The organism is Paenibacillus graminis (assembly GCF_000758705.1).
GTDB lineage: Bacteria > Bacillota > Bacilli > Paenibacillales > Paenibacillaceae > Paenibacillus_AQ > Paenibacillus_AQ graminis.
Map to the genome: position 1 here is coordinate 6,836,513 of NZ_CP009287.1, position 26,012 is coordinate 6,862,524.

A 26,012-nucleotide genomic window follows, 5' to 3' on the forward strand; every position below is an offset into this window, starting at 1 on the left:
TTGCCAGCACACCGGTCCGGCCAACCGTCAGCCCTTTACCGAACCGCCCATAAGCCCCCGGACAAAGTACTTTTGCAGCAGGAAGAAGATCGCCAGCGGCATCAGCATCGATATAAAAGCTGCGGAGGTCAGCAGATGCCAGTCGTTGCCGCGCGAGCCGACCAGGTCGGCAATCTTCATCGACATGACCTGCACCGAAGGCTGGTTGCCGATAAAAATCAGCGACACCAGGTAATCATTCCACACCCAGAGGAACTGGAAGATTCCGATGGAGGCGAGAGCAGGCACAGACAGCGGCAGAATCAGTCTGCTGAAGATCGTGAAATGGCTCGCGCCGTCAATAAAGGCCGATTCGAACAGATCCTTGGGAAGCTGGCTGATGAAGTTGTACATGAAGTAGGTAACCAGCGGCAGGCCAAAGGCGGTATGCGCCAGCCAGATCCCCAGATAACTTCCGTTCAGACCAAGCGAAGTATAGTCCTTAAGCACAGGAATCAATGCGACTTGAATCGGGATCACGAGCATGGCGATAATGATGACGAACAGGGTTTTGCGCCCCGGGAACCGCAGCCAAGCAAAGGCATATGCGGCAAAAGAGGCGATCAGCACCGGAATGACCGTAGCCGGAACCGCAATCGTCAGCGTATTCCAGAAGGCTTGGGACAGCCCCGTACCCTTTTGCACCGTTTCACTGCCGTCGGCTTCCGTGAGTTTGTACTCTTTGCCGGACAGCACATTGCTGTAATTATCCAAAGTAAGATCAGGGGTAGTCTTCCAGCCCTGCTCCTGCATATTGACCGTGCGCGCTCTGCGGTTCTCCCACATCAGGCGGCTGTCGTCCACCTCCACGCCCGCCTTCAGCTGGTCATCCGTGTAGGCCTGGCCGTTCACCTCAATCGGCTGGCGCAGATCGGTATCCTTAGACAGCTGCAGCGTCTCGCCTTGCGTCCACTCCTGATGGGGAAATACCTTCCACCAGCCGGTTTGCAGAATATCCGCTGCCGGACGGAACGAGGAAATAAAGAGACCCAGCGTCGGGAGCAGCCAAATGAAGCAAATGACGCCCAGCACGAGATTGACGATGGTTTTGCCGCCTTTTCTTTTCTTTTTGCCGGCCATTTAGAATCCCCCCTGTTTACGGAACTGCCGCAGATTGATAAGAATTACAGGCAAGACTGCAATCAGGAGCACAATAGCCAGCGTTGAGCCGTACCCGAAATTACGGTACATAAAGAACTGCCGGTAGAACTGTGTCGCTACCACTTCTGTATCGTATTGACCTCCTGTCATCACCATGACGACGTCAAATATTTTCAATGTAAAGACGATAATGGTGGTTGTAACGGTCAGAATCGTCGCGGAGATGAACGGAATCATAATGCCGAAGAAAATCTTCACCTCACCTGCACCATCCACACGCGCGGCCTCCAGAATATCGTCGGGAACCCCTTTAATTGCGGCGGAGAAGATCACCATCGCAAACCCCGTCTGCATCCAGATCAAAATCACAATGAGAAAAAAGTTATTCCAGGGCTGCAGCATACTCGTCCAAGCCTGCGGTTCGCCGCCAAAATAGGTCACAATCGCGTTCAGCAGCCCGATTTGCTCGTCGCCCGGCTGATAATAATAGACAAATTTCCAAATGACTCCTGCGGCTACAAACGATATAGCCATGGGCATGAAGATGATCGACTTGGCGATTTTTTCGTAGCTGCTGCGGTCGGCAAGAATGGCGATCAGCAGCCCGAAGCAGACACAGGCCAGCGTTCCGACGAATACCCATAGCAGATTGTTACGCAGCGCGGTCGCCATGAGGTGGTCGCTGAAGATCGCGGCATAGTTGCTGAGTCCGACAAATTTCTCCGAGGAAGCATTAAAAAAGCTCAGATACAGCGTCCGCAGCGCAGGCAGCACCAGCAGCCAGCCCAGAATGATAACCGCCGGCCCGATAAAAACATACGGCAGCACCCTCCTGCGGATATGGTCAGGATACTGCTCCACCGCCCAGGTCAGCGTATAGTAAATCAGATACACGCCAAGCACGCCCCACAGTACGGCAAGAACCGCAGTCAGCAGCGGATTCAGCGCAGAATCCCGGAAAAACAAAAAAATCAGGCCATTAATCACGATGTTGGCAAGCAGAACCCCAAGGGACAGAAGCACCGCCTTGATGCTGATGGTCCGTTTCGCTTGTGCACCGGGGTCACTGGATTTCGGCTTTATTTGTGCATCCATATTAGCTCCTCCTAAAAGCTTTGTGAGCTTAAGCATCATCCGAACCGTTTCGTACAAAACTGGCTTCGGAAGCATAGGCTTAAGTTTTGTGCGCAAAACTTTTTTCGTAAGCATACGCTTAGGTTTTGCGCAGCAAAACCCTTCGTAAGCCTTGCAGACCGTCCATTCAGGCAGTCACCGCGCCTTGGACAGGCAAAAAGCGGGACAGGCTATACTCGCTGCTCACTGCCCCGCTTTTTCGGATGAATCTTATGACTTAAAAAAGTCCAAGCTTAATTGTTCCAGCCTGACTGAATCTGCTCGAGGGCCTTATCCAGTGTAGCTGTTCCGCTTACATAGTCGGTCATGCCTTTCCAGAACGTGCCTGCACCCACTTTGCCCGGCATCAGGTCAGAGCCGTCGAAGCGCAGTGTGGAAGCATCCTGTACCAGCTTCGCCATCCGGCGGTCAGATTCGGAGGTGTACCAATCCAGGGAGGCATCATTCATTGGGGCAATCACGCCGCCGGACTGTACCCAGGTTTTGATCGATTCGCCTGTGGTGAAGAACTCCATGACTGCACGCACTTCCGGACGGTCATTGAACATAGCATAGATATCGCCCGCTACCAGCACCGGCTTGCCGTATTGCGGATCAATCGGCGGCAGATAGAACCAGTCGTAATCCTGATCCACCTTGGCCGTTTCCGGGAAGAAGCTGGTAATGAAGTTCCCCATCAGATTGAACCAGGCTTTTGGCGGGTTCTCGAACATTGGCTTTGGCGCATCCCCGAAAGCAGTGGTTACAATCGATTTGGTTCCGCCATAGACGTAATCCTTATTGAGCCAGATCTTGGACATCACTTCTACGGCATTCTTCACTTCCGGCGAGGTGAACGGCAGCTCGCCTTTAACCCATTTATCATAGTTCTCAGGCGTAGTAGTACGCAGCATAATGTTCTCTATCCAGTCGGTTGCCGCCCAGCCCGTTGCCGCACCGCTCTCAATTCCAATAGTCCAGGCCGGATCGCCGTCCTTGGCAATTTGCTCGGTCAGCGCCATCATGTCATCCCAGGTTTCAGGAACCGTATAACCGGCATCGTCAAATTGCTTCTTGGGATACCAGACCAGACTTTTCACATTGCTGCGGTTCCAGATCCCGGCCATGATCTTGCCGTCTTTTCCGTCCATGGTGGACATATCCAGCCAGCTTTTGTTGTAGTTCGCTTTCAGCTTCTCCTGGTCCAGCACCCCGGTCAGATCAACCACCTTGCCGGTTTTGGCAATGGAGGCCAAGAGGCCCGGCTGCGGGAAGTCGGCGATATCCGGCGCATTGCCGCCGTCAACACGGATGTTGATCGTCGCTTCGAATTCCTTGGAGCCTTCATATTGAATATCGATGCCGGTTTTTTCCTCAAACTCCTTAATGCTGCTCTCAAACTTCACCTGGTCGGCATCCACGAACGGTCCGAACATGGTTACCTTGGTGCCTTTATATTCACCTTTCATAGCCAAATCCAGCGGTGAGCCCGCCCCTGCGGCCTCCGAAGCTTCCGGTGAAGCTTGGCTGTTAGATGCAGCCGGTGCTTCTGTAGCCGCTGGCGGATCGGTCTTGGCCGCATTATTAGTATTATTATTTCCGCCGCATCCGCTAAGCATCATGGTGAAGGATAGACACAGCACCATGGCGAGTGACAGTTTTCGTCCCGTAGCCTTTTTCATTTCGTCATACATCCCCTTTAATTATGGTTTTAGAGACTGCATTCCTTATGCCTTCTTCCGGGTGTTGCCTCCGCTTGCCTGCGGGATCACCTCCTTGCAAAGCTTTTCAAAAAAATAGCGATCTATAATCTCATACTGCTTGTATGCGTTTCCAATATTTTAATGGCTATGTCTGCTGGAGGTTATTTATGCTGCTAAATTGTTCAAATGAAGTTTTCCAGCGTATAGCTACAACATTTTCAGAGTCGTTGCACATGATTTGAAAAGCTTTTCAGAATGTTGGAAAATAAGCCGTGCTCATCTTTCCCGTGAGGATTCCCTTACAATCAGCTTATGCTCCATCTTTTCCGTAGGAACTTCTACCTTCCCAGTGGTCAGCAGTTCATGCAGCTTCTCCGCTGCCCGGTAGCCCAGTTGATAGATCGGCTGTGCAATGGTCGTCAGCTTCGGAATGTACATACCCGACATCCGCAGATTGTCGAACCCGATGACGGATACCTGCCCCGGCACCAGAATATTGCGGTCCTTCAGATACGAAATGGCTCCCATCGCGAACTCATCGGCTACACAGAACAGGGCTGTCACTTGCGGATAATCTGTAAACAGCTCATGCGCTGCCTGATAGGCATGCTCAAAGCGGTGATTGGCGTATCTGACCTTCTCTACACTGTGCTCAAGCCCGGCTTCATTCAGCGCTCTTACAAATCCTTCATAACGCGGCGGGCCGGATACGGAGTTGTCATGATTGAACCCGATCATCCCGATCTCGGTATGCCCCAGTTCAATCAGGAACTTCACGGCGTCATATGCCGCTTTCTCATCATCAACTTCCACTGAGGGCACATCGAATTCTTCCGAATGGGAAGATACCAGTACAAAGGGAATTCTGCAGCCCGTCAGCTTCTCATAACATTCCGGATACAGAACATCACTGGCGTATACGATTCCATCCACCTGCTTCTCATGAAACGTGTCAATGTAGCTCAGCATCCGTTCCTTGTCACGGTCCGTATTGCAGATCATCAGACTATAACCCAGCTTAATGCAGGCATCTTGCATCCCCCGGATCACTCCGGCAAAGTAAAGGTTCTCAATATCAGGTATAAGCAGTCCCAGTGTATTGGATTTCTTGTAAATCAACCCCCTGGCAAAAGCATTCGGCTGATACTGCAGCTTCTCAATGGCTTCAATTACACGGCTGCGCTTGCTCTCAATTACAGTATGGGGTGCATTCATTACACGTGACACGGTGCTGATTGACACCTCTGCCATTTTGGCGACATCTCTGATTGTTGGCTTCATTTGAGTGACTTCCTTTGTGTAGAAAAGCTTTTCAAAGCGATTATAGCAAGGGTTCACAACTTTGACAAGATATTTTTTAAAACGCTTACATTCAGGAATTCTAGCCAACAGACGCTCATTTTACACCAGCCCACCCTATTTCACACGTTATATGATTCCACCGGAAAGTTAAGACAGCAGGTGGAGTGCCAATTTTGAAAACCTTACCAGTCCTTCTTATTCTCCACTAACTTACTGACTTGCGAACTCCATCCCCTAAGCAAACCTAGATACCTAAAGGAAACTGCCTTCTTGGTGATATTTGCTTACTTAAAGTGTGTAAATAATATTATTTCATGTTATAATTGCCGGGTAGATTACTTCCGCACTGCAAATACTGGTTATTAATAGAAATATTTATTTGGGAGGGATTATTCGTGAACAAACTGCAGGACATTCCGTTTTCCGTGCTGGATCTGGCTCCAATTGTGGAGGGGGGAACGGCAGCGGACTCTTTTCATAACACGCTTGATCTGGCCCGCCATGCTGAAGCTTGGGGCTACCACCGCTACTGGCTCGCAGAGCATCATAATATGCCGGGCATTGCCAGCTCCGCCACTTCGCTGGTGATTGGCCACGTGGCGGCAGGCACCAAGAGTATCCGCGTAGGGTCAGGAGGCATCATGCTCTCCAATCATGCGCCGCTGATGATTGCCGAGCAATTCGGCACACTCGAATCCCTCTATCCCGGCCGCATCGACCTCGGGCTGGGCCGGGCTCCCGGCTCTGACCAGGCTGCGGCCCGGGCCATGCGCCGCGGACTGGGCCAGGACGGCAGTGAATTCCCTGAGCAGCTCAGCGAGCTAAGAGCTTACTTCGATCCGGAGGGTGCCGGCTCACGTCCGCTTGGCGTGCGCGCGGTACCCGGCGAAGGGCTGAATGTGCCCATCTGGCTGCTCGGCTCCAGCGGCTTCAGCGCCCAATTGGCGGGGCAGCTCGGGTTGCCCTTCGCTTTTGCCAGCCATTTCGCACCCGATTATCTGCTGCCTGCTCTTCACCTGTACCGCACCAGCTTCAAGCCGTCGGCGGTGCTCGATAAACCTCATGTAATGGTGGGACTTGGCATCACGGCAGCGGAAACCACAGAACAGGCCCGCTGGCTGGCCACCTCGCAGCAGCAGCAGTTCCTCAACATTATCCGTGGCCGTACCGGCAAGCTGCAGCCGCCGGTAGACAGCATGGAGGGACTATGGTCCCCTCAGGAAAAAGCCATGCTGCTCAGCAAGCAGCTGTACTCCATCGCCGGAGACCAAACGGCAATTAAGGAAAGACTGCTGCAGATCGTGGAAGAAACGCAGGCTGACGAATTCATTGTCGCCTCGCAAATCTACGACCATACTGCACGCTTGCATTCTTATGAGCTTGTTGCCGAGCTGGTTAAGGGAAGCTAGTCTGTGCAATGTTAGAATGGAGCAAGGGGATTGCACCGGTCAGGGAAGCATTCGTTCCTGACTGTGCAATCTCTTTTTTTGCACCTTTACCCAACGAGCAGACCAGTCACGGTTTACTCAATGAAACACTATTTGCGATCAAACAGCTCCAGCTGTATATTCAACTCTCTATCTCTTCCCGCTGCGTTATGGATTGCTCCGGAGAATCAGAAACCTCGGGGAACACAATGAAGCTCATAAGCGGCTGAAGCTAGGTGGAAAAAGTAAAACTAATTCGCTGAAAACCGGGCTGCAGAAGGTTTTAGTGGGATTTTGTACACCTAATTCGTGCATATTGATCCCATATGGCCGATTTCAGCTGGATTAGTGATACATTTTCCAACATAAGATACTCCATAAGCCAAATGGGTCCGTTTAGTGATACTTTTTCTAACATAGGATACTCCATAAGCCGAATGGGTCCGTTTAGTGATACTTTTTCCAACATAGGATACTCCAAAAGCCAATCGTTTAGTGATACCTTTCCCCAAATACAGTGGCTAGCCCTCTTCTTCGATTTTTCAAGTTCAATCTACATAGAGTTAATATTGACGCCAATACTCCAGGTGAAGCATACCCTAAAGCCGAAAGAATACCTATTTGTTCTTTATAAAATACAACTTCTTTTCCGTAATATCGAGAAATAATCAGCAATGCGGAGTTATACGTAAATAATTATATATTAAATCAACTATTTGCCCCTATAAAATCGTTAAAGGCGATTTTCCCCGTTTTTATTTATCTTATAATTTGATTATACTGATATTATTCGTTATAACGAACATACATAATCCTTATCCACTCCACTCATTCCTGACTGCCTGCTCTAAGGTTAGTAGTTCTCTAAAAAACCACTCTTTTCGACAAGATTTGAGCAAATTACTGAATAAAGCAGAGATGGTGCCGGATTTCCCCGGTGTCAGAATTGACTTCCCATAAGGAAAGGAGCGGGCAAGTGAAGAAAAAATACCACAAGGCAATACTAGGCTTGTATATTCTGATCGTTCTGGCCGGGGTAGTCTGGCACGCCGGGGGAGTAAGTGCAGAGGACACGATAAAGCTTACGGTGAATTCGCACACAACCAGCATGGCAAAGATGGCCAATATGCAGCCGGGAGATGTAACCACTTCTGACTATACCGTGATTAATGAGGGCAATGAACCGTTCAATTACTATGTGGATTTCAAATTCATGTCCGGAGACCGCGAATTGTACGATATTCTGCAAATGACCCTGCAAAAAGAGGGAGTCATTCTCTATTCCGGGGTGATGAGCAAGGCAGAGGGGCGAGTGGCTGTGGGAACATTGGCCGGTGGAGGCCAGGAAGCCATTCAAATGGATGTAACTTTTCCGTATGAGGCGGGCAATGAATATCAGGCGACAACGGCCAGTGTAGCCTTTGTGTTCACCGCTTCCGGTGAGCCCGGACCATCAGCAGAGCCAAGCGCTACGCCTTCCGCTTCTGCTACACCGAATCCGTCGGCTGATCCTAGCGCTACGCCTTCGGCTTCCGCTACACCGAATCCGTCGGCTGATCCTAGCGCTGCACCTTCCGCTTCTGCTACACCGAATCCTCCGATGGACCCAACGGCCACACCAACTGGAAGTTCGGTGCCGGGAACCATCGTCACACCGTCCGCTGCACCTTCGGCAACCGCATCACCGGGCCCGAATGAGGCTACTGTAACCGATCCGCCGGTTCCACTCGGAGGCCACAACAGCAGCGGGGGCAATACACCTTCAGCTTCACCGGGTACCGGCAGCACGGGAACCGGAACTGAAGCCGCCCCATCAGCGGACCCTGAAGCATCGCTGCCCGACAATGAGCTTCCGCTTGGGGGGCCGGATGGCGGCGATAAGCTGCCGGACACTGCTGAGCCGTGGTATAACCTGGTTCTGCTCAGTTTGGCCGCAGCGGTTGTGAGCGTGATTATCCTGCGCAGGCTGAACTCGAAGAAATAAGCTCATTACATCACAGGTTGGAGGAGAGAGTATGAAGAAGCGTTCCGGACTGGTCATTGCCGTGAAGCTGGTCTTCGTACTCTCTTTGTGTGTACTGCTCTATTCAGCCTTCCAAATCCTCAAAGCACCGGTGGAAGCGCGTCAAGCCCTGCAGATATGGGAGAAAAAGAGGGAGGAAGCTCCCAGTATATACCATAAGGGAGAAGAAACACCCCTGCCTGACGGAATGGTCTCTCCACCAGAGGGAACCCACCCGTTCAAGCCAGCCTACACTGCGGGTGATATTATCGGGGAAATTTATCTGCCCAGGCTGGATAAGCGGATTGCCATTGTGGAGGGCACAGAACGCCCGCAGCTGAAAAAGGGTGCCGGACATGATAAGAACAGTGCTCCAATCGGCGCTGCCGGCAACAGTGTGCTGGCCGGCCACCGTGACACGGTGTTCCGGGGACTCGGTGCTTTGCAGAAAGATGACCGGATTGAGGTGGAGACTGCTGAAGGTAAATTCATCTATAGCGTTACAGCCAGCACGATTGTAGACGGGGACGCCAGAGGGGTTATCAAGCAGAGCGATGAGGCCGTGCTCACGCTCATTACCTGCTATCCGTTTACTTATGTCGGCTCCGCACCGGACCGCTATCTGCTCTCAGCGGCTCTGCTTAAGGATGAGACATTGTATAGAAAGTGATACTATAGACATATGATGACACAGAGGAGATGACCTATTGAATGAAAGAAAAGCTGATAGAGCGGTTTATTTCGTATGCTCAAATGGATACCCAATCGAATGATGACAATGAAGCCTGCCCTTCCACACCCGGACAGATGGAGCTGGCCCGCAAGCTGGTAGCTGAGCTGCAAGAGCTGGGGCTGGTGGAGGTCACCGTGGACGAGCATGCTTATGTCATGGCTACCTTGCCTGCCAATACGGACAAGGAGGTTCCCGCCATTGGTTTTCTCGCGCATCTGGATACCGCGACAGATTTCACCGGTGCGGGGGTGAAGCCGCAGCTTGTCGAGAATTATGATGGCAAGGATATTGTCCTCAATGAAGCACAGGGCATCGTGCTCTCCACAGAGAGCTTCCCCGAGCTGGCCGGATATAAAGGCCACACGCTGATTACCACGGACGGGACAACCCTTCTGGGGGCGGACAACAAAGCGGGAATCGCTGAGATTATGACCGCCATGGCCTATCTGCTGGAGCATCCGGAAATCAAACACGGCAAGATCCGGGTGGCTTTTACCCCCGATGAGGAAATTGGGCGCGGACCGCATAAATTCGATGTCGCACGCTTCGGTGCTTCCCATGCCTACACCGTGGACGGTGGACCACTCGGGGAATTGGAGTACGAAAGCTTCAACGCTGCCGGAGTCAAAATCAGCTTCAAAGGGGTGAATGTGCATCCCGGAACCGCCAAGGGCAAAATGATCCATTCCGCCAAAATCGCCATGGCGTTCCATCTCAGACTGCCGTCCGGTGAGGCCCCGGAATTCACTGAGGGCTATGAGGGCTTTTACCATCTGATCTCCATGCAGGGTACAGCGGAGCAGAGCAAGCTGCAGTATATCATCCGCGACTTTGAGCGCGAGGCCTTCGAGAACCGCAAGGCGTATATTGCTGCTATTGTAGAGGAATTCCAGTCTACGTATGGAGCGGAGAATATAGTGCTGGAAATGAAGGATCAATACTATAATATGCGCGAAAAAATCGAGCTGGTGCGCCACATCGTCGACATCGCCCAGGAAGCCATGGAGAACCTCGGCATTACACCGGTGATCCGCCCGATCCGCGGCGGTACGGACGGTTCGCAGTTGTCCTATATGGGGCTGCCTACACCGAATATTTTCACTGGCGGCGAGAATTTCCACGGGAAATTCGAATATGCCTCGGTAGATGTAATGCTGAAAGCCGTTCAGGTTATAGTCGAGATTGCTAAGCTGACCGAACAGAAGGCTTAACTACTGCAGATTCCGCGTTGCACAAGTCCGCATAAGACAACAAATATTCCCCGGCTAGCTAAGCAGAAGCCCTAGCCGGGGATATTTGTGTTCGTTTCACTGACCCATTCTGCATCCGGAGTGGCTGGTGCCGGGTACTCCGGCAGTTGAGGATGCTCCATGCAGAATTCCCCACGGTAAGCTTCCCCCCAGCTTTTGATGCTTAGGAGGGCTGTCTCCAGACCTCTGCCCCACTCCGTCAAGGAGTACTCCACCTTCCTCGGTGCCTGTGGATACACCTTGCGGTGAACGAGTCCATCCCGCTCCAGCTTTCTTAGCTGGAGCGTCAGCATCCGCTGGGTGATTTCGGGGCAGAGCCTGCGGAGTTCATTGAACCGCTTCGTTCCGCTGATTAGTTGATAGAGAAGAATCCCCTTCCACTTGCCGCTTATCAGATCCAGCGTGCTCTGAAGTGATCCCTGGCCGTCATTCGAGATGGATGCTCCGCTGCTCCGCTGTACATTCATAAGCTGTGGTCCCCTTCGCCCAAATTATGTATATCGCTAATTAATACAATTGTATCACATATACTTGGAAACTAAGCAAATAACCTCTCACTGCTCCATTTGGGCGGCAGCGGGAGGTTGTGAACAGGCAGGTTTCGGGCCAGCTTCCTGATTAAGACTTAACCGGAAGCCAGCCCGGCGTATGAATCAGCGCTCTCCAGAGCGGATCGGGGATGACTAGCGCGTCTTGGGCAGCAGGGTCCAGTTCCGTCTCTATTTCATCGGCACGGCCTTCCGCCACCTTCTGCACCCAGTCCGGTTCAATCAGCAGCGGGCGGCCCAGAGCCACCAGACTGATTCCGCTGGACAGGCTCTTCAATGCATCTTCAGCACTGTACAGAGAACCGACACCGATTACCGGCAGTCCGCTGCCTGCACGATCAACGATCTGTTCAATCCGCGGACGGCTATCCTCGGTTCCACGGTGCGGCAGCGACCACAAATCCATCTGGGAGACGTGCAGATAATCCAGTCCCTCTTTCTTCAACGCATCGATAAGCGCGAAAGTCTCAGCCATTGTAATCCCCGGTGTTTCCGGTTCTTCGGGGGAGAAGCGGTAGCCGACCAGGAACGGCGACGATGCCTGTTCGTTTACCGCGCTTTTTACCGCGCGCAGAACAGCCAGCGGAAATGCCAGGCGTTTCTGCAGATCTCCGCCCCAGCGGTCATCGCGCGTATTGGAATGCGGCGAGAAAAACTGCTGCAGCAGATATCCGTTTGCACCGTGAATCTCCACGCCGTCAAATCCGGCTTCGATGGCCCGGCGCGCAGCTGCTCCGAAATCGGCGATGATGCCTTCAATTTCATTATCGGTCAGCGCACGCGGCACAGGCCCATGACCACCGCCCGGAAGCTCCGACGGCACATTGCCTGCGCTGACAGGCTGTCCGTCCGGCAGCTGCTCCGGCGGGCATTGGCGTCCGCCGTGAAAAATCTGCAGAACCGCTTTCGCGCCTTCTCCCTTAATGGCTTCTGCCAGTTGGCGCAGACTCGGGATCAGCTCATCCCGGTCAGCACCAAATTCGCCTGCGAAGCCTTTGCCTCCGCGCGATACGTATACACAGGCGGTGATGACCATTCCCGCCCCCTTGGAGCGGCGGATATAATAATCAATCTCCGGCCCGGATACCGTCCCATCCTCATTCGAGGAGAAGTTCGTCATCGGCGCCATAACTACACGGTTTTTCAAGGAAAAGCTGCTTGCGAACCGGAATGGCGCAAGCAGCGGGCTGTAATCTGTTGTGGACATGGCTAATAGATTCCTCCAATATTTAATGTTTTATTGAAAGGGCTGTTTAGTATCAGCAGGTTGCTACCGGTCACCGGGAGGGATGTCCTTCCAGATTACATTCTCGCCATAGTTTTTGCCCCAGTCATACATCATACGCAGCACTGGCAACAGACTTTGGCCATATTCCGTCAAGGAGTATTCTACTCTCGGGGGAACCTCCGCATACACTTTCCTGAATACAAGCTGGTCTTCCTCCAGTTCGCGGAGCTGGTTGGTCAGCATTTTTTGGGTGATATGGGGAATCAGCTTTTTCAGCTCACTGAAGCGTTTCGTCCCTTCCAGGCCCAGATGCCACAGAATAATCAGCTTCCACTTCCCGCCGATGACAGCAAGCGTAAGTTCCTTCTCACAGTTAATTTCCTTCAGGTTAATGCGGTCCTTAATCTCCGTTGCCAATCTGAATCAGCCCCCTTCCCTCCTTAATCATACTACAGAACACCGGCGAAACGCACATGGCAGGCGAAGCCGAAGAGCTTTCGAAATTTCCGGCGAAGCCGTAAGCACCGGTATCTTTTCCCGCTGCTATAATATTCTTGGCGTCTTCCACCCTCTCCGCCACCGTTGGGGGAACTTCACCTTTTCAGAACCGGGAGTCAAACGCTGTATCCTGAATGCGGCAGGCAGCCTGATGATGATGGAGGTTCATTTCGAAGAGGGAGCCGAGGGGTATGAGCATAGCCATCCCCATGAGCAGATGAGCTACTGTCTGCGCGGAAGTTTCGAATTCCGTATTGACGGTAAAAAGTATAAGGTGAGCGCAGGCGAGAGTATTGCCATACCGCCTAACGCCAAACATGGCGTAACCACACTGGAAGCAGACTCAGCACTGCTCGATGCCTTCACGCCTATCCGTGAAGATTTGCTTAAGCGCTAGAAGGGCTGATCTCAGATTAATGAGGAATCCTGCCAACCGCTGTACAATAAGCACCGCCCGTCCGGTCTCCCGGGCAGGCGGTGCTTGGTTATTCCAGATTCGCATGGTTGCCGAACATCCGGGTAGAGGTCTGGCCGGTCTCTTCCATCATCCGCAGAATCACGGCATCATAGAAGAGCAGCAGAGTCTGCTCAAACAGCGAGGCCATTGGCTGGATGGTAATCCGGCCTCCATCCGCCTGCTCCTTGGGCGCACCCGGCAGCTTGACGACATGATCGGCCAGCAGTCCGATGGACGACTCCGGGGAGAGGGTCACCGCCACTACGGCGGCTCCCACAGCCCGGGCCTTCACTGCCATAGACAGCAGGCTTGCCGTCTCGCCGGACCCGGTGCCCAGCACAAGCACATCGCCCGGCCCAATCCCCGGCGTTACCGTTTCGCCGACTACATAGGCATCCTTTCCGGCATGCATCAGCCGCATGGCGAAGGCCCGGCCCATGAGCCCGGAGCGGCCGGCGCCGGCGACAAAAACCCGGCCGGAGCGCAGCAGCAGCTCCGCCATCTGCTCAGCCTCCCCTGCTCCGAGCTGCGCAACCGACCGCTGCAGCTCATTCACAATTTCCTGCGCATAGCTGAATGTATTCATAAGCGGCTCAGGCTTGGCTGACCAGGCGCTTCATTTCCGCCGCCGCTGCCTTCTGATCGCTTTCGCCGGTAATCCCGCCGCCAACGATGACCAGATCAGGACCGGCTGCAATCACTTCAGGCAATGTGTTCAGCTTGATGCCGCCGGCAATCGCTGTTTTGGCCTGTTTCACTACACTTTTGATTGCCTGCAAATCAGCAAAAGAGTTTTTCCCCTCCGCCTGATGGTCATAACCGGAATGCACGCAGACATAATCCACACCGAGGGCGTCTACTTCGGCAGCTCTGGCCGCAATGTCCTTGACGTTGATCAGGTCCACCAGAATCTCCCGCCCGCTTTTCTTCGCTTCCTCAACGGCCCCTTTAATCGTCGAGTCATCGGACACACCGAGTACGGTTACGATGTCTGCGCCTGCTTCAGCCGCCTTCATCACCTCGTACCCGCCGGCATCCATTATTTTCAGGTCAGCCAGCACGGTCAGGGCCGGAAAGGCTTCCTTAATTGCCTTCACAGCATGCAGGCCTTCATTAATGACAATCGGTGTGCCGATCTCCACGATATCAATAAATCCGGCGACTTCCGAGACAATTTCCTTGGCTCCATCAATATTTACAAGGTCCAGCGCTAATTGCAGCTTCATCTATTCAAGCCCCTTTTCAATAGTTTTAAGTAAGTGCTTCACCTATTGTAGGTTCATAACTTTAGCAAGGGAAGTAGGCACTTTGCCGTATTGTAGTTACCTGAAGGATACTATTGTGCGGGTACAGGACTGCCTAAGGGGAAGGCATTCAGAAAATCATGTCGGTTTTTTTCGCAATTTTCGTAAAAATACTGCATTTTCATTAAAGCTATGCTAACATACACCTTGTTTACAGATTGGAACAACATGAAATCACTAAAAGAGGTGTGCAATGAACCAAACGGAACACCAGGAGTTTAATTTGGTTAGGCTGACCTGGCCTATTTTTCTAGAGCTGTTTCTGTTCATGCTAATGGGAAGTGTCGATACGTTCATGATCAGCTCCGTGTCTGATGATGCGGTGTCCGGCGTGGGGGCGGCCAATCAGATTATAACTATGGCTATACTCGTGCTCAGCGTGATCGGCAACGGGGCGGCCATTGTCGTTTCGCAATATCTCGGATCCAAGAAGCCCAAGGAGGCGGCGGAGGTCACGGGCAATGCCGTTACACTCAATCTGGCCGTAGGCATTATTCTTAGTACAGCCATGCTGATCTTCGGGGGAGCGCTGCTGGGGGCGCTGAATGTGACAGGGGATATTCTTGTACATGCCAAAATTTATATTCATATTGTCGGAGGCGGGATTTTCCTGCAGGCGCTGATCAATGCCTTGGCGACGACCATACGAACCTACGGTTTCACCAAACAGACCATGATGGTTTCCCTGCTGATGAACCTTATTCACGTAGCCGGCAACTATCTGCTGATTTTCGGACATTTCGGTTTGCCTGCGCTGGGTGTGCAGGGAGCGGCGATTTCTACTGTAGCCAGCCGTTTGATCTGCCTCGTTATTTTTTTCCTGCTGCTCTATAGAATTATGGAGGTGCGGGTGAAACTGACTTATTACATTCATCTTTCCAAAAAATATGTGCTGCAAATTCTCAAGATCGGCATCCCGTCGGCTTTTGAATCGGTGATCTATCAATCCTGCCAGCTGATTTTTACCTTATATATTACGTATCTGGGCGCAGAGGCCATGGCTACCCGCCAATACGCCCTGAATATCTCCAGCTATATTTTTTTGTTCAGCGTAGCCGTGTCGATGGGCACCTCGATTATTGTCGGACATCTCGTGGGTGCGAGACGGCCGGAGGAAGCCTACAAGCGGGTGTTCAGCAGTGTGAAATGGGCACTGCTTGTCACGGTCATCATTGATGCTGCCGTCATTTTCTTCCGCGTGCCGCTAATGGGACTATTCACGGATAACCTGGATATCGTCGCGATGGGCGCCCAGGTGATTCTGCTCAGTATTTTCCTGGAAACCGGGCGAACCTGCAACCTGGTCATTATCAACTCGCTGCGGGCCTCGGGCGATGCCAAGTTCCCTGTCTATATGGGCCTCATTTCGATGGTCTGCATCAGTCTTCCGCTTGGCTATGTCCTGGTATTCCAGCTTCATCTGGGCCTGGCCGGCGTCTGGCTGGCTACTGCTTTTGACGAATGGCTCAGGGCAGTAATTATGTATTTCCGCTGGAAGAGCCGGGCCTGGGAGAAGCATAGCCTGATTGAACACGAGACGGCTGAGCCTGCTGTCCCAGCCGCCGCAACGGCACATTGATCTGCGGGAACGAAAAAGCGGTTCAACCTGATCTCTTCAGATCCGGTGAACCGCTCTTCTTTTACATAGCAAGTTCCAATTGATAACAGAGAAGGGTGAAGGTCACGATGAGAATGGATGAATCGAAAGAAACACAGTCTGAGCGGTTCAATACCCTTGCTTCCGGCTGGAGCAACAGTGATGAAGCGATACGGCAGGCCGAAAAGGCAGTCAACGTCCTTGGTATACAAAGCGGACAGAGCCTCCTGGACGTAGCCTCCGGCACCGGTGTGATTCTCCACTAAGGCTCTTCCTCCAATACAGCTCCCAATAACGCAAGGGAACCATAACACGGCCTTGTTTTAGGGCCGAGACCACTCTCCAATTTTCTTCTTTATTTCCTACCTGTGCCGTTTTTTGACCAGCAACTAAGGTGATAGTTTCGCTTCCCGGGTAATGGTGACGGTTTTGGACAAGTTATTCCATTGTACCGAGATGCCAGGTATTTTTTGGACCACCTGCAAAGGAACCATGGTTACTCTATTGGTAAATATACGGGGCCATATACGTATCCATTGAATGGTTATTCATCCTAACTTCAATATTGAAGGGGCCGCTGAAGCTGTTCCGATGGTCAGGGCGCTTCCAGCGATCAGCAGGGATGCGGTGAGCCATCCAATGACGCCCGTTTTCAAACACTTTTCCATGTTCTATTACCCTCTTTTCTTATTCCATTTTTAGTCATTCACTCCTATAATTCAGACACACGAGAATCCAAAAAGTTATAAAATCAAACCGGGCGATCCTGGATTCCTGACCAGCATTCAGGAGAACCTAGCTACCGTAGTTCAGGTGCAGATTGGCCAGGGAACGACAGCTGTTTGATTTCTTCAATCAGCACAAGGAACAAGTTGCAATCCTTGCCCCAGTTCACTGTTTCTACTAATCTGAAATATTGACCATTGGAATATTATAGAATATTATTACATCAATATAACAAAATTATAGTTCTGGGAATACAGTTAGGTGGTTTTTACATGATTCCTACTACAGCCACGATTCGCGATGCCCTAGCGACGTATCTGTCGCAGCAGGGGATGTCCATTCATCAATTTGCCGGACAAGCCGGAATAAATTCAGGTACGCTCAGCCGGGTGCTTAAAGGTCAGCAGCCGATTGCCATGAGTCACCTGGAGCGGATTACCAAGGGGATGGAGCTTCCGGAGGACCATTTCTACACCTTATACGTGGACGAATGCTTCTATTATTCGTCACCAACTTGGCGGCGTCTGCGGCCATTTCTTTTACGTTCAGCAGAGTTGGGACGTCTCGATTGCATCGAACAGGTCGTTCAGAATTTGCTAGAGAATCTAACTTATGCCCCTATGCTGTTCGAAGTGGCGGAAGGGCTGTTTCTGGAGGGGCTGTGGCAGGCTGCAGAGTTATTATATAAGAATGTGAGCGCCAGCGAGAAATATCAGAATTCCGAACGGCTGGCGGTGTGTCAATTCCGTTTGTTTCGGATTGCCCTTGGCGACGATCAGACCCAGAATTTGCAGGCGGCTCTCCTCTTCGAATGTTACCTGGACCGGCTGGATGAAGCGGATCAATTGGATGGTTTGAAACATTTGGGCCATGTCTATGGTTCAATGCGTCGGTGGCATAAGGTGGATGAACTAGCGAAGGAGATGCTGCGATTAGCAACTATCCGTTATAATCTCCAGCGCCGGTCGGACCGTAGAGAGATTAACGAGAAAACCCCCGAGAAACCCCTCTACTTCTATATTCTGTACGCGCAGCTTATCCGTTCAACTGTATGTGAGGAATTTGGAGACTACAAATCAGCATTAGATTGGGTGTCCCTCTATATGGATGGAAGCTGGATACAAGAAGACAATGAAGAAGTGAAGCGAACTATAGCTCAGTTTCAGGAGTGGGGCACCGCGAACAGCCTGCTCTATCGAGTGTTGGCAGGACAATATGAGGCGCTCTCTGAATATGTCGAATATATCTCCCTCCGTACAGATGAGATATTTATTGCTTTATACAACATTATCTTATCGGCTAACCGCTATGATTGGAATGTTGATTACATTCTGGAGCGGTTTGCTGCCTATATCCCCTATCAGACATATTCTACAGAATTTGGCGAATACAATCAGCAGGTTATGTCAGATCAACACAACCGATTCCTCGTTGAACTGGCAGTTTATTATTTACATAATAAGTGCAAAGAAGGGATTAACTTCATCCTGCAAAGTTTGGAATCATCTGCTAGAATCAATAACGAAGGCACGGTCATCAAATGTGTCGATCTATTCGAACAGCATCGGCATCTCGCAGATGAAGAAGAGAAGGAGCAATACAAACTTCTGATTAGAAAGGTGCAGGACTCACATGAAAAGAAAACTCATTATTCTTCTAGCTTCCTTTAGTCTGGCTGTTGCAATTATTCTACCTGTCGGTACTATTGACTCCATAGCAATCAGTAGTAATCAAATGTTGGTTCAAACCATGGGGCACGGTTATGGTGGTGGCTAAAGTTTACTGTGCAGCAATGATTTGATTCCAGTTGTTTTCACTGCCCTTCGTTTTCACCAAAGTCCGCAGGCCTACCGATCGGCGTTCCCGGTACATCGGGAGCGTTGGTCTTTTTATACAGCCTTTATCCCCCAAATTATACACAACTTATCCACAATGAACGAAAATCATAATTTTCCTAAACAACAAGAACAAAATCACTTTAATAACAAATTTCTAACGAATACTGTAACGGCTCCGGCGTCCGAGCCAGCCCGGAAAGCAGACTATTTCGCAAACTAGCGTCTTCTCTGTCCGCTTTATTCAGTTGATGGAGCCCATAGAGCAATTCGCCTGAATCCCTCAGTTTCCTTTCTCTATCGCTTCTTTATGCTTGGCGGCGAACTGCTCCGGCGTTACCGCCTTACCAAACAGCGCCTGAATCATATCCAGGTGGATCTGTGCGGCGCCCGGCTTCATCTGCACATCCGCAAACAAGGTGAGGCTGCTGGCATGATTGAGCTCGTTAAGCAGATCCACGTAGAGGTGCGGCAGCTCTGAATTTGAAGTATCGACTTTTGTTGCCGGAATAACGCCTGCGGTGGTTACAGAATCCTGTCCCCACTTGGCTACAAAGTACTCGACAAATGCTTTGGCTTCTTCCTTGACCTTGGAGGATTCTGCTACGAACAGGCCCACACCGGGTCCGCCTACCCAACTGTTGATGTCCCCCTTGCCGCCGTCTACAGTAGGGAACTTGAAGAATTTAACCTTGTCCTTGAACTCCTGCCGGATATCCGGATTGGTGGTAAAGTTAGGCAGCTCCCAAGTTCCCGTCAGATACATGGCCGCTTGTTCATTCACGAACTCCGACTTGCCTTCATCGTTGGATAATCCGTTAAAGCCCTTATTGAAGGCGTTCAAATCCACCAGCGTCTGCACCTCCACCGCCGCCCGGATCAGCCCCGGATCGTCAAATGAGCCTGTCCCATTCGTCGCTTTCTTCAAGGTATTGCTTCCTGCGATCCGGTCAGCCAGATACATGTACCACAGCGAGCCGGTCCAGCGGTCTTTGTTGCCCAAGGCGATCGGGGCTATACCGTTATCGGAGAGCGTTTTCACAACATGCTTGAATTCATCATAGGTTGTCGGTACTTGCAGATTATATTTAGCAAAAATGTCTTTGTTATAATAAACCGGCGAGATATTCAGTTCAATGGGCAGAGCATAGGTTTTGCCATCCACCACGTAAGCTTCGGTAGTACCGGGAACGAATTTATCCTTAAGTGGTTCACCGCCCAGGACATCATCCAGCGGGGCGAACAATCCGCCTTTTACATAAGGCTCCATGAAGCCTGCCGCCCAGGTGATGCCTACATCCGGCAGCTCGTTGGAGGCCGACAGCACCTTCAGCTTGTTCTTGTACTGCTCGTTCTCTAAGACTTCCTGTTTGATCGTGACGTTCGGATAATCCTTTTGGTAATCGTCAATGATCTGTCCAACCAGTTTATTCTGCTGGGCCGAGATTCCCGCCGGCCATAGATGCATCATTGTGATGGTAACTTTCTGTGCCTGTGTACCAGTGGATGCCAAGGCATTGGCCGGGGAACCTGTGCTGATCCCGTTCCCGCCGCAGCCTGACAGAACGAGTCCCAGCATAGACGTCAATACCAGGTTTTTGGTTATCTTGTTCCTTGGCATTCCTACAACCTCCATATTTTTTTATACGGTTAATGTAAACGCCATCATTTACATTTTAGCATCGCGGCCGGAGGACGATAAGATCACGATTATTGGTTATAATTCCACTTTTATTAGATTTCGCTGCGCCCATTCTTCATTTGATGGCGGTAACGGCTGGGACTCATGTCTTCCAGGGACTTGAACACCTTGATGAAATATTTATCCGTACGGTAGCCCACCCGTTCACCGATCTCTACAATCGGCAGGCTTGTCTGCAGCAGCAGCTCCTTGGCCCGCTGAATTCTCAGGCGGGATAAATATTCGCTGAACGGCACTCCGGTCTGCTCCTTGAAAAGCACGCTGAAGTAGCTGGCATTTAAGTGAATCCTGCCGGCCACTTCAGCCATGGTCAGCTGCTCATGCAGATGCTGCTCCACATAAGCCAGGGCTTCTTTTACCGGCTCTCCCATACCCGCCGTATCCGGATCGATCTCCATCAGCTTGTGGTCCACCAGCTTTTCCAGCTTCTCGCGGCGCTGCTGCTCTTCTTCCTGCTTCAGAGCGGCTTCGACCACCTGCACCAGTTCCTCCTTGTCCAGCGGCTTCAGCAGATAATTGACCGCCCCCAGCCTGAGCGCCTGCTGCACATAATCGAATTCAGCATAACCGGAGATGACAATAATGACCGGCTTCCGCACTTGCCCCTCCAGCGAGCGGATCAGATCCAGTCCACTGACCTCAGGCATGCGGACATCCGTAATCAGCAGATGCACCCGCCCATGCAGCAGCCGCTCACGCGCATCGATTCCATTATCCGCCGTTTCGACGATATACCGGCCAGCCGCCCACACCTCCAGTGTCTGCCTGATGCCCTGCCGCGTTCTCGGCTCATCGTCCACAACCAGAATCGTCCTATTGCCCAGGTTCATAGGTATGCCCTCCATTGTCCGGAATTTCAAAAGTAATCACCGTGCCCTCGGAAAGTTTGCTCTCAATGTTCAAACCTTCCACGCCTGTTCCTTCCGCTTCATAATACAGCTTGAGCCGGCGCTGTACGTTCACAAGTCCTATTCCCGTTCCCTTAGCGGAGATGGATGGGCCGCCTTCAAGCGCACTGTACAGGGACTGCAGGGTATCTGCATCCATCCCTGGCCCGTTGTCCTGAACGGTGATTTGCGTCCAGCCTTTACGCTTGGCCGGGGCAACCCTGACACTAACCGTTCCGCTGCCTACCCGGCTCTCCACCCCATGGAGAATGGCGTTTTCGACAATGGGCTGAATAAGCAGCTTAGGCACCGGTACAGCAGCCTCCTCGGGACCAAGCTGAATATTCCAGGATAAGCGGTCCCCCATCCGCATCTCCATAATTTTCAGATACCGCTGTACTTGTTCCATTTCTTCCCCTAATGTAACCCACTCATCCTTGTTCGGGTTTCCGATAATGTACCGGAACAGTCTCGACATGACGACAACAAGCCCGGCCAGCTCCTCTTCGCCCTTCTCCTCAAGGGACCAGTTGAAGGCCTCCAGCGTATTGAACAGGAAATGGGGATTGATCTGCGCCTGGAGCGCCTTTAGCTCCGTCCGGCTCTGCAGCACTTCCTTTTCATACACGACCCGGATCAGATCATTCATATTGGCGATCATGCCGTTATAGGTATTATTCAGCTCTCTAAGCTCTATTGTGGATACCGACTCCGGGTTAGGCGTTAGCACCCCAAGCCTGGACTTGCGCATCGCCCGGATCAGCTGGATAATCGGCCTCGTGATCATGGTGGACAGCACAAAAGACATAATCAAAAAGAGCAGGGTTCCGAACCCCCCCGAGACGAGCAGTACAGTCCTCAGAACAGAGAGGCCTTTGGTAACATAACTTACCGGAGTGAGCACGAGCAGCGTCCAGTTAGTCTTGTCTGAGCGCAGCTTCACCTGCACGTATTCCTTGCCCCGGAAGCTGACCGTCTGGTCCTTGCTGGCAAGCAGCGGCAGCAGCTCCGCCTGCGGTTCCTCACTGCTGCCGAGCAGCTCGCCTTCGTTATTCACCAACAGCACAGACTCGCCCCCGTCGCTGCCGGACAGCGGATCATCAAGCTGGAAATAGCTGCGCTGGATACGGGCCATTAAATAGCCCCCCCGCGAGAACCAGCGGTCCATCAGGCTGACCTGGCGGATGGCCAGCAGGCTCTCTTCGTCGTTTGGGTCGACTCCAATCCACACCAGTCTGCCCTTTTGGGTATTGGCTGCGGTGATATAGGCATTATTGATCCTTGTCTCCAGGCTGCCGTCCTTGATAGGGAACAGCAGCCGGTAATCTGCTGTGTACAGCTCCAGAGAACCCACGCTTGGCATGTATGCCTGATAGCTGGAGATAATCTGCAGCAGAGACTGCCGCTGATTGAAGGTAACGGATTTGCCGTCAAGCTCTTCCGTCAGCAGCTGTTGAATGGTCGGATGATTCGCCACCTGCTCCATCAGGCTGTCGATTTGGCCGATCAATGCATCGAGTCTGCCGTTCGCCTGCACCGCAGTCTGCTGGATATGCCGTTCCGCATTATTTTTCAGCAAATAGGAGACCCTGTTGTACACGAATGCACCGGACACAGCAATAATAATCAGCATGACAAGCAGGAAGCCAATGAATATTTGATTGCGCAGCGTATTCAATTCTTTAATTTTCCCATACACTTCGGATACCCCCTTCCCCATGGCAGCGTTTCCAACCTTATTCTCCAAAAGTTCAGCCGATGGTCAAGACGAATTAGCTTCCCTTAGCCAGGCACGGTAAAAAGCCCCCAAGCATCCCTTGAATGGGTTACGTTAAGGGCCATCGCTTGGATCAGATGAACAGGAACGGTGTGATCCGCCCTTTATCCAGAGCCACGGTGAATTCCTAGTTTATGTATATAAATTATCATGAATATAATATCTGCTTCTTCAAGATATTTGTCAATCCGCAAAGCACAAAAAAATAGCCCGCTCCGTAAAAGAAGCCGACTGCTAAAGGATATTCGCTGGTGCAAGCCCAGATTTATAAGGTGGCTGTCAGAAACGGCGGATTACGTAATGGTGATCCCCTTCTTAATTGCCTTCATGTCCGAATTCGTGTTCACAAGCATAGGCAGTATCTTCATGCTTCTAGTCATCGGAGAGTTGCATTGCCAGCAGGTAGGCACATATTGAAAGGCAAAATTATCGCGCATCCATCCTGTGCAACCCTCTTTGGTGCAAGACCAAATGGCTGTGTCTTCCTGGGGAAGATCCTCCAGTGCTTTTTTACGAAAATACATAAGTACCCCTCCTTGGTTCGAATTGAGAAGATTTCCGCCCCCCTGAAGAGGCGTTGTGGCGGGCCAGCGGCTGAGGTTAAAAAAAAAGCTGCCCTCAACTTGTGTTAAGGGCAGCTTTGATTTCACATTACAGTTTTACAACGTTTTCGGCTTGGGGTCCACGAGCGCCTTGAGTTACGTTGAACTCAACGCGTTGGCCTTCGTCCAAAGACTTGAAACCGTCGCCAGTGATTGCGGAGAAGTGTACGAATACGTCGCTTCCGCCTTCAACCTCGATAAAACCGAAACCTTTGTCTGCGTTGAACCATTTAACTGTACCTGTTTGCATGATATTACCTCCAAAATTTTATTTAACACATGTCCTTTTATTCCTACGTATTGTACGAACAAATAAAAATTCACACATTGTAAAAGGATTCATAAGCACAAATGATAACCCTTTACAATATGTGAATTAAGGTTTAACTTTATGTTTAAATTCATTGTAGCACACTAATTCTTCAAAAGCAAAGAAATAACTAAAAATAAAAATATTCTGCCCGGTCGCTGAACCTCCACTATGGCCTAAACCGGGCAGCTGCAAGGATTAGTCGATATATCCAGCCAGCCCTTTATCCATTAAATAATCCATTTCCGCATCGAGAATGCTCTCCACGGTCAGTTCATCCAGCTTTACATCACGCTGGGCGACGACATAGTCCACCAGATCATCATTGTCGATGTCCACCTCGCCTTTGGCATTTGCCTTGGCCTTATTAATAAAGGTCTGTTCATGCTTGAGCACTAGCCGGATCAGCTTGGGGTCCACGTTCGTCTGTGCAGCCAATACATCCACCAATTCCTGCTCATTTACTTGATCACTCATACTATTTCTTCAGCTCCTCGGCATTTATGCTGCTAACCCGAAATAACGATCTCCGATTCTTACGACATTGTCATGGAAGCCGCAAGTTTGGCGAAACCAAACTTAAGCCCCTTCTGGAAAATCCCATCATCGATGATGCCGACGAAAGAGCGGCATGGATGTTATTGTACCCTAACTCCCGGCTCAGCCGCATCTCTCACTTCCACCACGCAAGTGAGGGAACCTCTGCCGAACCGGCATAGACCGGCTCGCCGATGCGCGGTGTCGCCAGTCGAACGCCGTGTGCCTTAGCCGCTGAGAAGACCCGCTCCACCGGATCGGTCCAGTCATGCATCGACAGGGTAAATGCCGCCCAGTGAATGGGGATCATCAGTGCCCCGCGAACATCCAGATGCGCCTGAACCGTCTGCTCCGGAAGCATATGAATATCCGCCCATCGGGGATCATATTGGCCGCATTCCATCAGTGTCAGATCGAAAGGGCCATATTTCTCGCCAATTTCGGCAAAATGGGGGCCATAACCGCTGTCGCCGCTAAAAAAGATCTTCGTCTCTGCTCCCCGGATAATCCAGGAGCACCAGAGCGTGGAGTTGCGGTCCAGGAGGCTGCGTCCGGAAAAGTGCCGTGCCGGAGCACTGGTCAGAGTAAGCCCCGCATACTGGATCTCATCCCACCAGTCCTGTTCACGGATCTTCTCCCGGCTCACTCCCCAGCGCTGCAGATGGGCGCCGACGCCAAGCGGTACAATGAACATGCCTACCTTGTCCTTTAACTGCTTGATCGAGCCATAATCGAGGTGGTCATAATGGTCATGGGAGAGCAGCACAGCATCTATGCGGGGAAGCTCCGAAATCTCAACCGGCAGCTGCTTGCTGTAACGCCTGCCGCCAACGAACGGAAATGGGGAAGGCGAGCGGCCGAGCATAGGGTCCAGGAACAAGGTCACTCCGTCCATCTCCAGCAGCACCGCGGAATGCCCGAACCAGGTCACACGGGTATCCCCGCTCTCCTGAATTGAACCGGGCAGCAGCTTCTCAGGAATCAGGGGCTGCGGAGGCCGTGAGCGGGGGTTGCCTTTGATGAAATCCTTGAGAATGGAAAAGCTGCTTCCCGCGCTGTTCTCCATCATCGCAGTTGCAGCCGGATAGACAAATTTGCCATCCTTATAGTTCAGCGAGCGGCTTATGATTTGCTTTTCCTTTCTGGAAGCCCGTCGTCCAAAAGCGGGATAAAAGGTCATTACAATGTAAGCCGCTGCGGCCAGCACCACAAGGGATACAGCGATCATAATTAAGGTCATGGTCCAGCCTTCTCTCCGGCATAGTAAGATCATGGACATATTATAAAGCGGTCCAGGCCGGCGGGGCAAATGTTGCGCGCTAACTCACTGTGAA

The 26,012-nt window shown here is 51.5% G+C and carries 25 protein-coding genes; 8 read left to right on the top strand and 17 right to left on the bottom strand.

What is annotated here, in order from left to right:
* Nucleotides 1-27: 27 nt before the first annotated feature.
* The 4 genes from PGRAT_RS29565 to PGRAT_RS29580 form a co-directional block, all read right to left on the bottom strand.
* Nucleotides 28-1,119: a carbohydrate ABC transporter permease gene (locus PGRAT_RS29565; RefSeq protein ID WP_025708926.1), complete on the bottom strand. Its 1,092-nt coding sequence runs from the start codon at nucleotides 1,117-1,119 to the stop codon at nucleotides 28-30.
* Nucleotides 1,120-2,235 carry a carbohydrate ABC transporter permease gene (locus tag PGRAT_RS29570; RefSeq protein WP_025708924.1) on the bottom strand — a complete coding sequence of 372 codons (1,116 nt, stop codon included), beginning with the start codon at nucleotides 2,233-2,235 and terminating at the stop codon, nucleotides 1,120-1,122.
* Between the two features lie 272 nt (nucleotides 2,236-2,507).
* Nucleotides 2,508-3,935, bottom strand: a complete 1,428-nt coding sequence (locus tag PGRAT_RS29575; RefSeq protein ID WP_042267625.1) for an ABC transporter substrate-binding protein — start codon at nucleotides 3,933-3,935, stop codon at nucleotides 2,508-2,510.
* A gap of 297 nt (nucleotides 3,936-4,232) precedes the next feature.
* Entirely contained in the window at nucleotides 4,233-5,237 is a 1,005-nt protein-coding gene (locus tag PGRAT_RS29580) for a LacI family DNA-binding transcriptional regulator (RefSeq protein WP_025708348.1), read from the bottom strand.
* Between the two features lie 416 nt (nucleotides 5,238-5,653).
* Here PGRAT_RS29580 and PGRAT_RS29585 point away from each other — a divergent pair, with 416 nt between their 5' ends.
* The 4 genes from PGRAT_RS29585 to pepT all read left to right on the top strand — a co-directional run bounded on the left by PGRAT_RS29585 (nucleotide 5,654) and on the right by pepT (nucleotide 10,631).
* On the top strand, nucleotides 5,654-6,667 hold the full coding sequence (locus PGRAT_RS29585; protein ID WP_174469040.1) for an LLM class flavin-dependent oxidoreductase: 1,014 nt from the start codon (nucleotides 5,654-5,656) through the stop codon (nucleotides 6,665-6,667).
* A 994-nt stretch (nucleotides 6,668-7,661) separates the two neighbouring features.
* The gene (locus tag PGRAT_RS29600) at nucleotides 7,662-8,669 is read left to right on the top strand and encodes a hypothetical protein (RefSeq protein ID WP_025706364.1); all 1,008 of its coding nucleotides are present in this window, start codon (nucleotides 7,662-7,664) and stop codon (nucleotides 8,667-8,669) included.
* Between the two features lie 31 nt (nucleotides 8,670-8,700).
* A complete protein-coding gene (locus tag PGRAT_RS29605) occupies nucleotides 8,701-9,357 on the top strand; it encodes a sortase (RefSeq protein ID WP_025706363.1) in 657 nt (218 codons plus the stop codon).
* Between the two features lie 41 nt (nucleotides 9,358-9,398).
* A complete protein-coding gene (pepT, locus tag PGRAT_RS29610; RefSeq protein ID WP_042267627.1) occupies nucleotides 9,399-10,631 on the top strand; it encodes a peptidase T in 1,233 nt (410 codons plus the stop codon).
* Nucleotides 10,632-10,702: 71 nt separating this feature from the next.
* On the opposite strand, the gene PGRAT_RS29615 is transcribed toward pepT, so the two are convergent.
* The 3 genes from PGRAT_RS29615 to PGRAT_RS29625 all read right to left on the bottom strand — a co-directional run bounded on the left by PGRAT_RS29615 (nucleotide 10,703) and on the right by PGRAT_RS29625 (nucleotide 12,863).
* A complete protein-coding gene (locus tag PGRAT_RS29615) occupies nucleotides 10,703-11,137 on the bottom strand; it encodes a winged helix-turn-helix transcriptional regulator (protein WP_025706361.1) in 435 nt (144 codons plus the stop codon).
* A 151-nt stretch (nucleotides 11,138-11,288) separates the two neighbouring features.
* Nucleotides 11,289-12,425 carry an NADH-dependent flavin oxidoreductase gene (locus PGRAT_RS29620; protein ID WP_025706360.1) on the bottom strand — a complete coding sequence of 379 codons (1,137 nt, stop codon included), beginning with the start codon at nucleotides 12,423-12,425 and terminating at the stop codon, nucleotides 11,289-11,291.
* Between the two features lie 63 nt (nucleotides 12,426-12,488).
* Nucleotides 12,489-12,863, bottom strand: coding sequence for a winged helix-turn-helix transcriptional regulator (locus tag PGRAT_RS29625; protein WP_025706359.1), 375 nt, complete (start codon nucleotides 12,861-12,863; stop codon nucleotides 12,489-12,491).
* A 133-nt stretch (nucleotides 12,864-12,996) separates the two neighbouring features.
* Between PGRAT_RS29625 and PGRAT_RS29630 the strand changes: the two genes are divergently transcribed.
* Complete coding sequence (locus PGRAT_RS29630) at nucleotides 12,997-13,341, top strand: cupin domain-containing protein (RefSeq protein ID WP_042268492.1); 345 nt, start codon at nucleotides 12,997-12,999, stop codon at nucleotides 13,339-13,341.
* An 88-nt stretch (nucleotides 13,342-13,429) separates the two neighbouring features.
* Here PGRAT_RS29630 and hxlB read toward each other — a convergent pair whose 3' ends face one another.
* A complete protein-coding gene (gene hxlB / locus PGRAT_RS29635) occupies nucleotides 13,430-13,987 on the bottom strand; it encodes a 6-phospho-3-hexuloisomerase (protein WP_042267630.1) in 558 nt (185 codons plus the stop codon).
* A 7-nt stretch (nucleotides 13,988-13,994) separates the two neighbouring features.
* Nucleotides 13,995-14,627: a 3-hexulose-6-phosphate synthase gene (gene hxlA, locus PGRAT_RS29640; protein WP_020425935.1), complete on the bottom strand. Its 633-nt coding sequence runs from the start codon at nucleotides 14,625-14,627 to the stop codon at nucleotides 13,995-13,997.
* A 271-nt stretch (nucleotides 14,628-14,898) separates the two neighbouring features.
* On the opposite strand from hxlA, the gene PGRAT_RS29645 reads away from it, so the two are divergent.
* Nucleotides 14,899-16,284 carry an MATE family efflux transporter gene (locus PGRAT_RS29645; protein ID WP_025704291.1) on the top strand — a complete coding sequence of 462 codons (1,386 nt, stop codon included), beginning with the start codon at nucleotides 14,899-14,901 and terminating at the stop codon, nucleotides 16,282-16,284.
* A gap of 107 nt (nucleotides 16,285-16,391) precedes the next feature.
* The gene (locus PGRAT_RS33590) at nucleotides 16,392-16,568 is read left to right on the top strand and encodes a class I SAM-dependent methyltransferase (protein ID WP_155990324.1); all 177 of its coding nucleotides are present in this window, start codon (nucleotides 16,392-16,394) and stop codon (nucleotides 16,566-16,568) included.
* Nucleotides 16,569-16,691: 123 nt separating this feature from the next.
* On the opposite strand, the gene PGRAT_RS35030 is transcribed toward PGRAT_RS33590, so the two are convergent.
* On the bottom strand, nucleotides 16,692-16,850 hold the full coding sequence (locus PGRAT_RS35030; RefSeq protein WP_425311856.1) for a stalk domain-containing protein: 159 nt from the start codon (nucleotides 16,848-16,850) through the stop codon (nucleotides 16,692-16,694).
* 450 nt (nucleotides 16,851-17,300) lie between these two features.
* Between PGRAT_RS35030 and PGRAT_RS29650 the strand changes: the two genes are divergently transcribed.
* Nucleotides 17,301-18,698: a helix-turn-helix domain-containing protein gene (locus tag PGRAT_RS29650; protein WP_025704290.1), complete on the top strand. Its 1,398-nt coding sequence runs from the start codon at nucleotides 17,301-17,303 to the stop codon at nucleotides 18,696-18,698.
* A 448-nt stretch (nucleotides 18,699-19,146) separates the two neighbouring features.
* On the opposite strand, the gene PGRAT_RS29655 is transcribed toward PGRAT_RS29650, so the two are convergent.
* From PGRAT_RS29655 to PGRAT_RS29685, 7 genes are all read right to left on the bottom strand, one after another.
* Nucleotides 19,147-20,484 carry an extracellular solute-binding protein gene (locus PGRAT_RS29655; RefSeq protein WP_025704289.1) on the bottom strand — a complete coding sequence of 446 codons (1,338 nt, stop codon included), beginning with the start codon at nucleotides 20,482-20,484 and terminating at the stop codon, nucleotides 19,147-19,149.
* Nucleotides 20,485-20,597: 113 nt separating this feature from the next.
* Nucleotides 20,598-21,395: a response regulator transcription factor gene (locus PGRAT_RS29660; RefSeq protein ID WP_025704288.1), complete on the bottom strand. Its 798-nt coding sequence runs from the start codon at nucleotides 21,393-21,395 to the stop codon at nucleotides 20,598-20,600.
* Nucleotides 21,379-23,085, bottom strand: coding sequence for a cache domain-containing sensor histidine kinase (locus tag PGRAT_RS29665; RefSeq protein WP_244884103.1), 1,707 nt, complete (start codon nucleotides 23,083-23,085; stop codon nucleotides 21,379-21,381). Before PGRAT_RS29665 ends, PGRAT_RS29660 begins: the two co-directional genes overlap by 17 nt.
* A 437-nt stretch (nucleotides 23,086-23,522) precedes the next feature.
* Entirely contained in the window at nucleotides 23,523-23,753 is a 231-nt protein-coding gene (locus PGRAT_RS29670) for a cold-shock protein (RefSeq protein WP_025708458.1), read from the bottom strand.
* Nucleotides 23,754-23,880: 127 nt separating this feature from the next.
* Nucleotides 23,881-24,081: a cold-shock protein gene (locus tag PGRAT_RS29675; RefSeq protein WP_019914790.1), complete on the bottom strand. Its 201-nt coding sequence runs from the start codon at nucleotides 24,079-24,081 to the stop codon at nucleotides 23,881-23,883.
* 258 nt (nucleotides 24,082-24,339) lie between these two features.
* Entirely contained in the window at nucleotides 24,340-24,618 is a 279-nt protein-coding gene (locus PGRAT_RS29680) for a hypothetical protein (protein ID WP_025708457.1), read from the bottom strand.
* A 196-nt stretch (nucleotides 24,619-24,814) separates the two neighbouring features.
* Nucleotides 24,815-25,918: an MBL fold metallo-hydrolase gene (locus PGRAT_RS29685; RefSeq protein WP_025708456.1), complete on the bottom strand. Its 1,104-nt coding sequence runs from the start codon at nucleotides 25,916-25,918 to the stop codon at nucleotides 24,815-24,817.
* Between the last annotated feature and the right edge of the window lie 94 nt (nucleotides 25,919-26,012).

Coding starts and splice junctions, on each gene's coding strand:
- PGRAT_RS29565 (WP_025708926.1), bottom strand. CDS start 1,119: ATGGCCGGCAAAAAGAAAAGAAAAGGCGGCAAAACCATCGTCAATCTC.
- PGRAT_RS29570 (WP_025708924.1), bottom strand. CDS start 2,235: ATGGATGCACAAATAAAGCCGAAATCCAGTGACCCCGGTGCACAAGCG.
- PGRAT_RS29575 (WP_042267625.1), bottom strand. CDS start 3,935: ATGAAAAAGGCTACGGGACGAAAACTGTCACTCGCCATGGTGCTGTGT.
- PGRAT_RS29580 (WP_025708348.1), bottom strand. CDS start 5,237: ATGAAGCCAACAATCAGAGATGTCGCCAAAATGGCAGAGGTGTCAATC.
- PGRAT_RS29605 (WP_025706363.1), top strand. CDS start 8,701: ATGAAGAAGCGTTCCGGACTGGTCATTGCCGTGAAGCTGGTCTTCGTA.
- pepT (WP_042267627.1), top strand. CDS start 9,399: ATGAAAGAAAAGCTGATAGAGCGGTTTATTTCGTATGCTCAAATGGAT.
- PGRAT_RS29615 (WP_025706361.1), bottom strand. CDS start 11,137: ATGAATGTACAGCGGAGCAGCGGAGCATCCATCTCGAATGACGGCCAG.
- PGRAT_RS29620 (WP_025706360.1), bottom strand. CDS start 12,425: ATGTCCACAACAGATTACAGCCCGCTGCTTGCGCCATTCCGGTTCGCA.
- hxlB (WP_042267630.1), bottom strand. CDS start 13,987: ATGAATACATTCAGCTATGCGCAGGAAATTGTGAATGAGCTGCAGCGG.
- hxlA (WP_020425935.1), bottom strand. CDS start 14,627: ATGAAGCTGCAATTAGCGCTGGACCTTGTAAATATTGATGGAGCCAAG.
- PGRAT_RS29645 (WP_025704291.1), top strand. CDS start 14,899: ATGAACCAAACGGAACACCAGGAGTTTAATTTGGTTAGGCTGACCTGG.
- PGRAT_RS33590 (WP_155990324.1), top strand. CDS start 16,392: ATGAGAATGGATGAATCGAAAGAAACACAGTCTGAGCGGTTCAATACC.
- PGRAT_RS29650 (WP_025704290.1), top strand. CDS start 17,301: ATGATTCCTACTACAGCCACGATTCGCGATGCCCTAGCGACGTATCTG.
- PGRAT_RS29655 (WP_025704289.1), bottom strand. CDS start 20,484: ATGCCAAGGAACAAGATAACCAAAAACCTGGTATTGACGTCTATGCTG.
- PGRAT_RS29660 (WP_025704288.1), bottom strand. CDS start 21,395: ATGAACCTGGGCAATAGGACGATTCTGGTTGTGGACGATGAGCCGAGA.
- PGRAT_RS29665 (WP_244884103.1), bottom strand. CDS start 23,085: ATGCTGATTATTATTGCTGTGTCCGGTGCATTCGTGTACAACAGGGTC.
- PGRAT_RS29670 (WP_025708458.1), bottom strand. CDS start 23,753: ATGTATTTTCGTAAAAAAGCACTGGAGGATCTTCCCCAGGAAGACACA.
- PGRAT_RS29675 (WP_019914790.1), bottom strand. CDS start 24,081: ATGCAAACAGGTACAGTTAAATGGTTCAACGCAGACAAAGGTTTCGGT.
- PGRAT_RS29680 (WP_025708457.1), bottom strand. CDS start 24,618: ATGAGTGATCAAGTAAATGAGCAGGAATTGGTGGATGTATTGGCTGCA.
- PGRAT_RS29685 (WP_025708456.1), bottom strand. CDS start 25,918: ATGACCTTAATTATGATCGCTGTATCCCTTGTGGTGCTGGCCGCAGCG.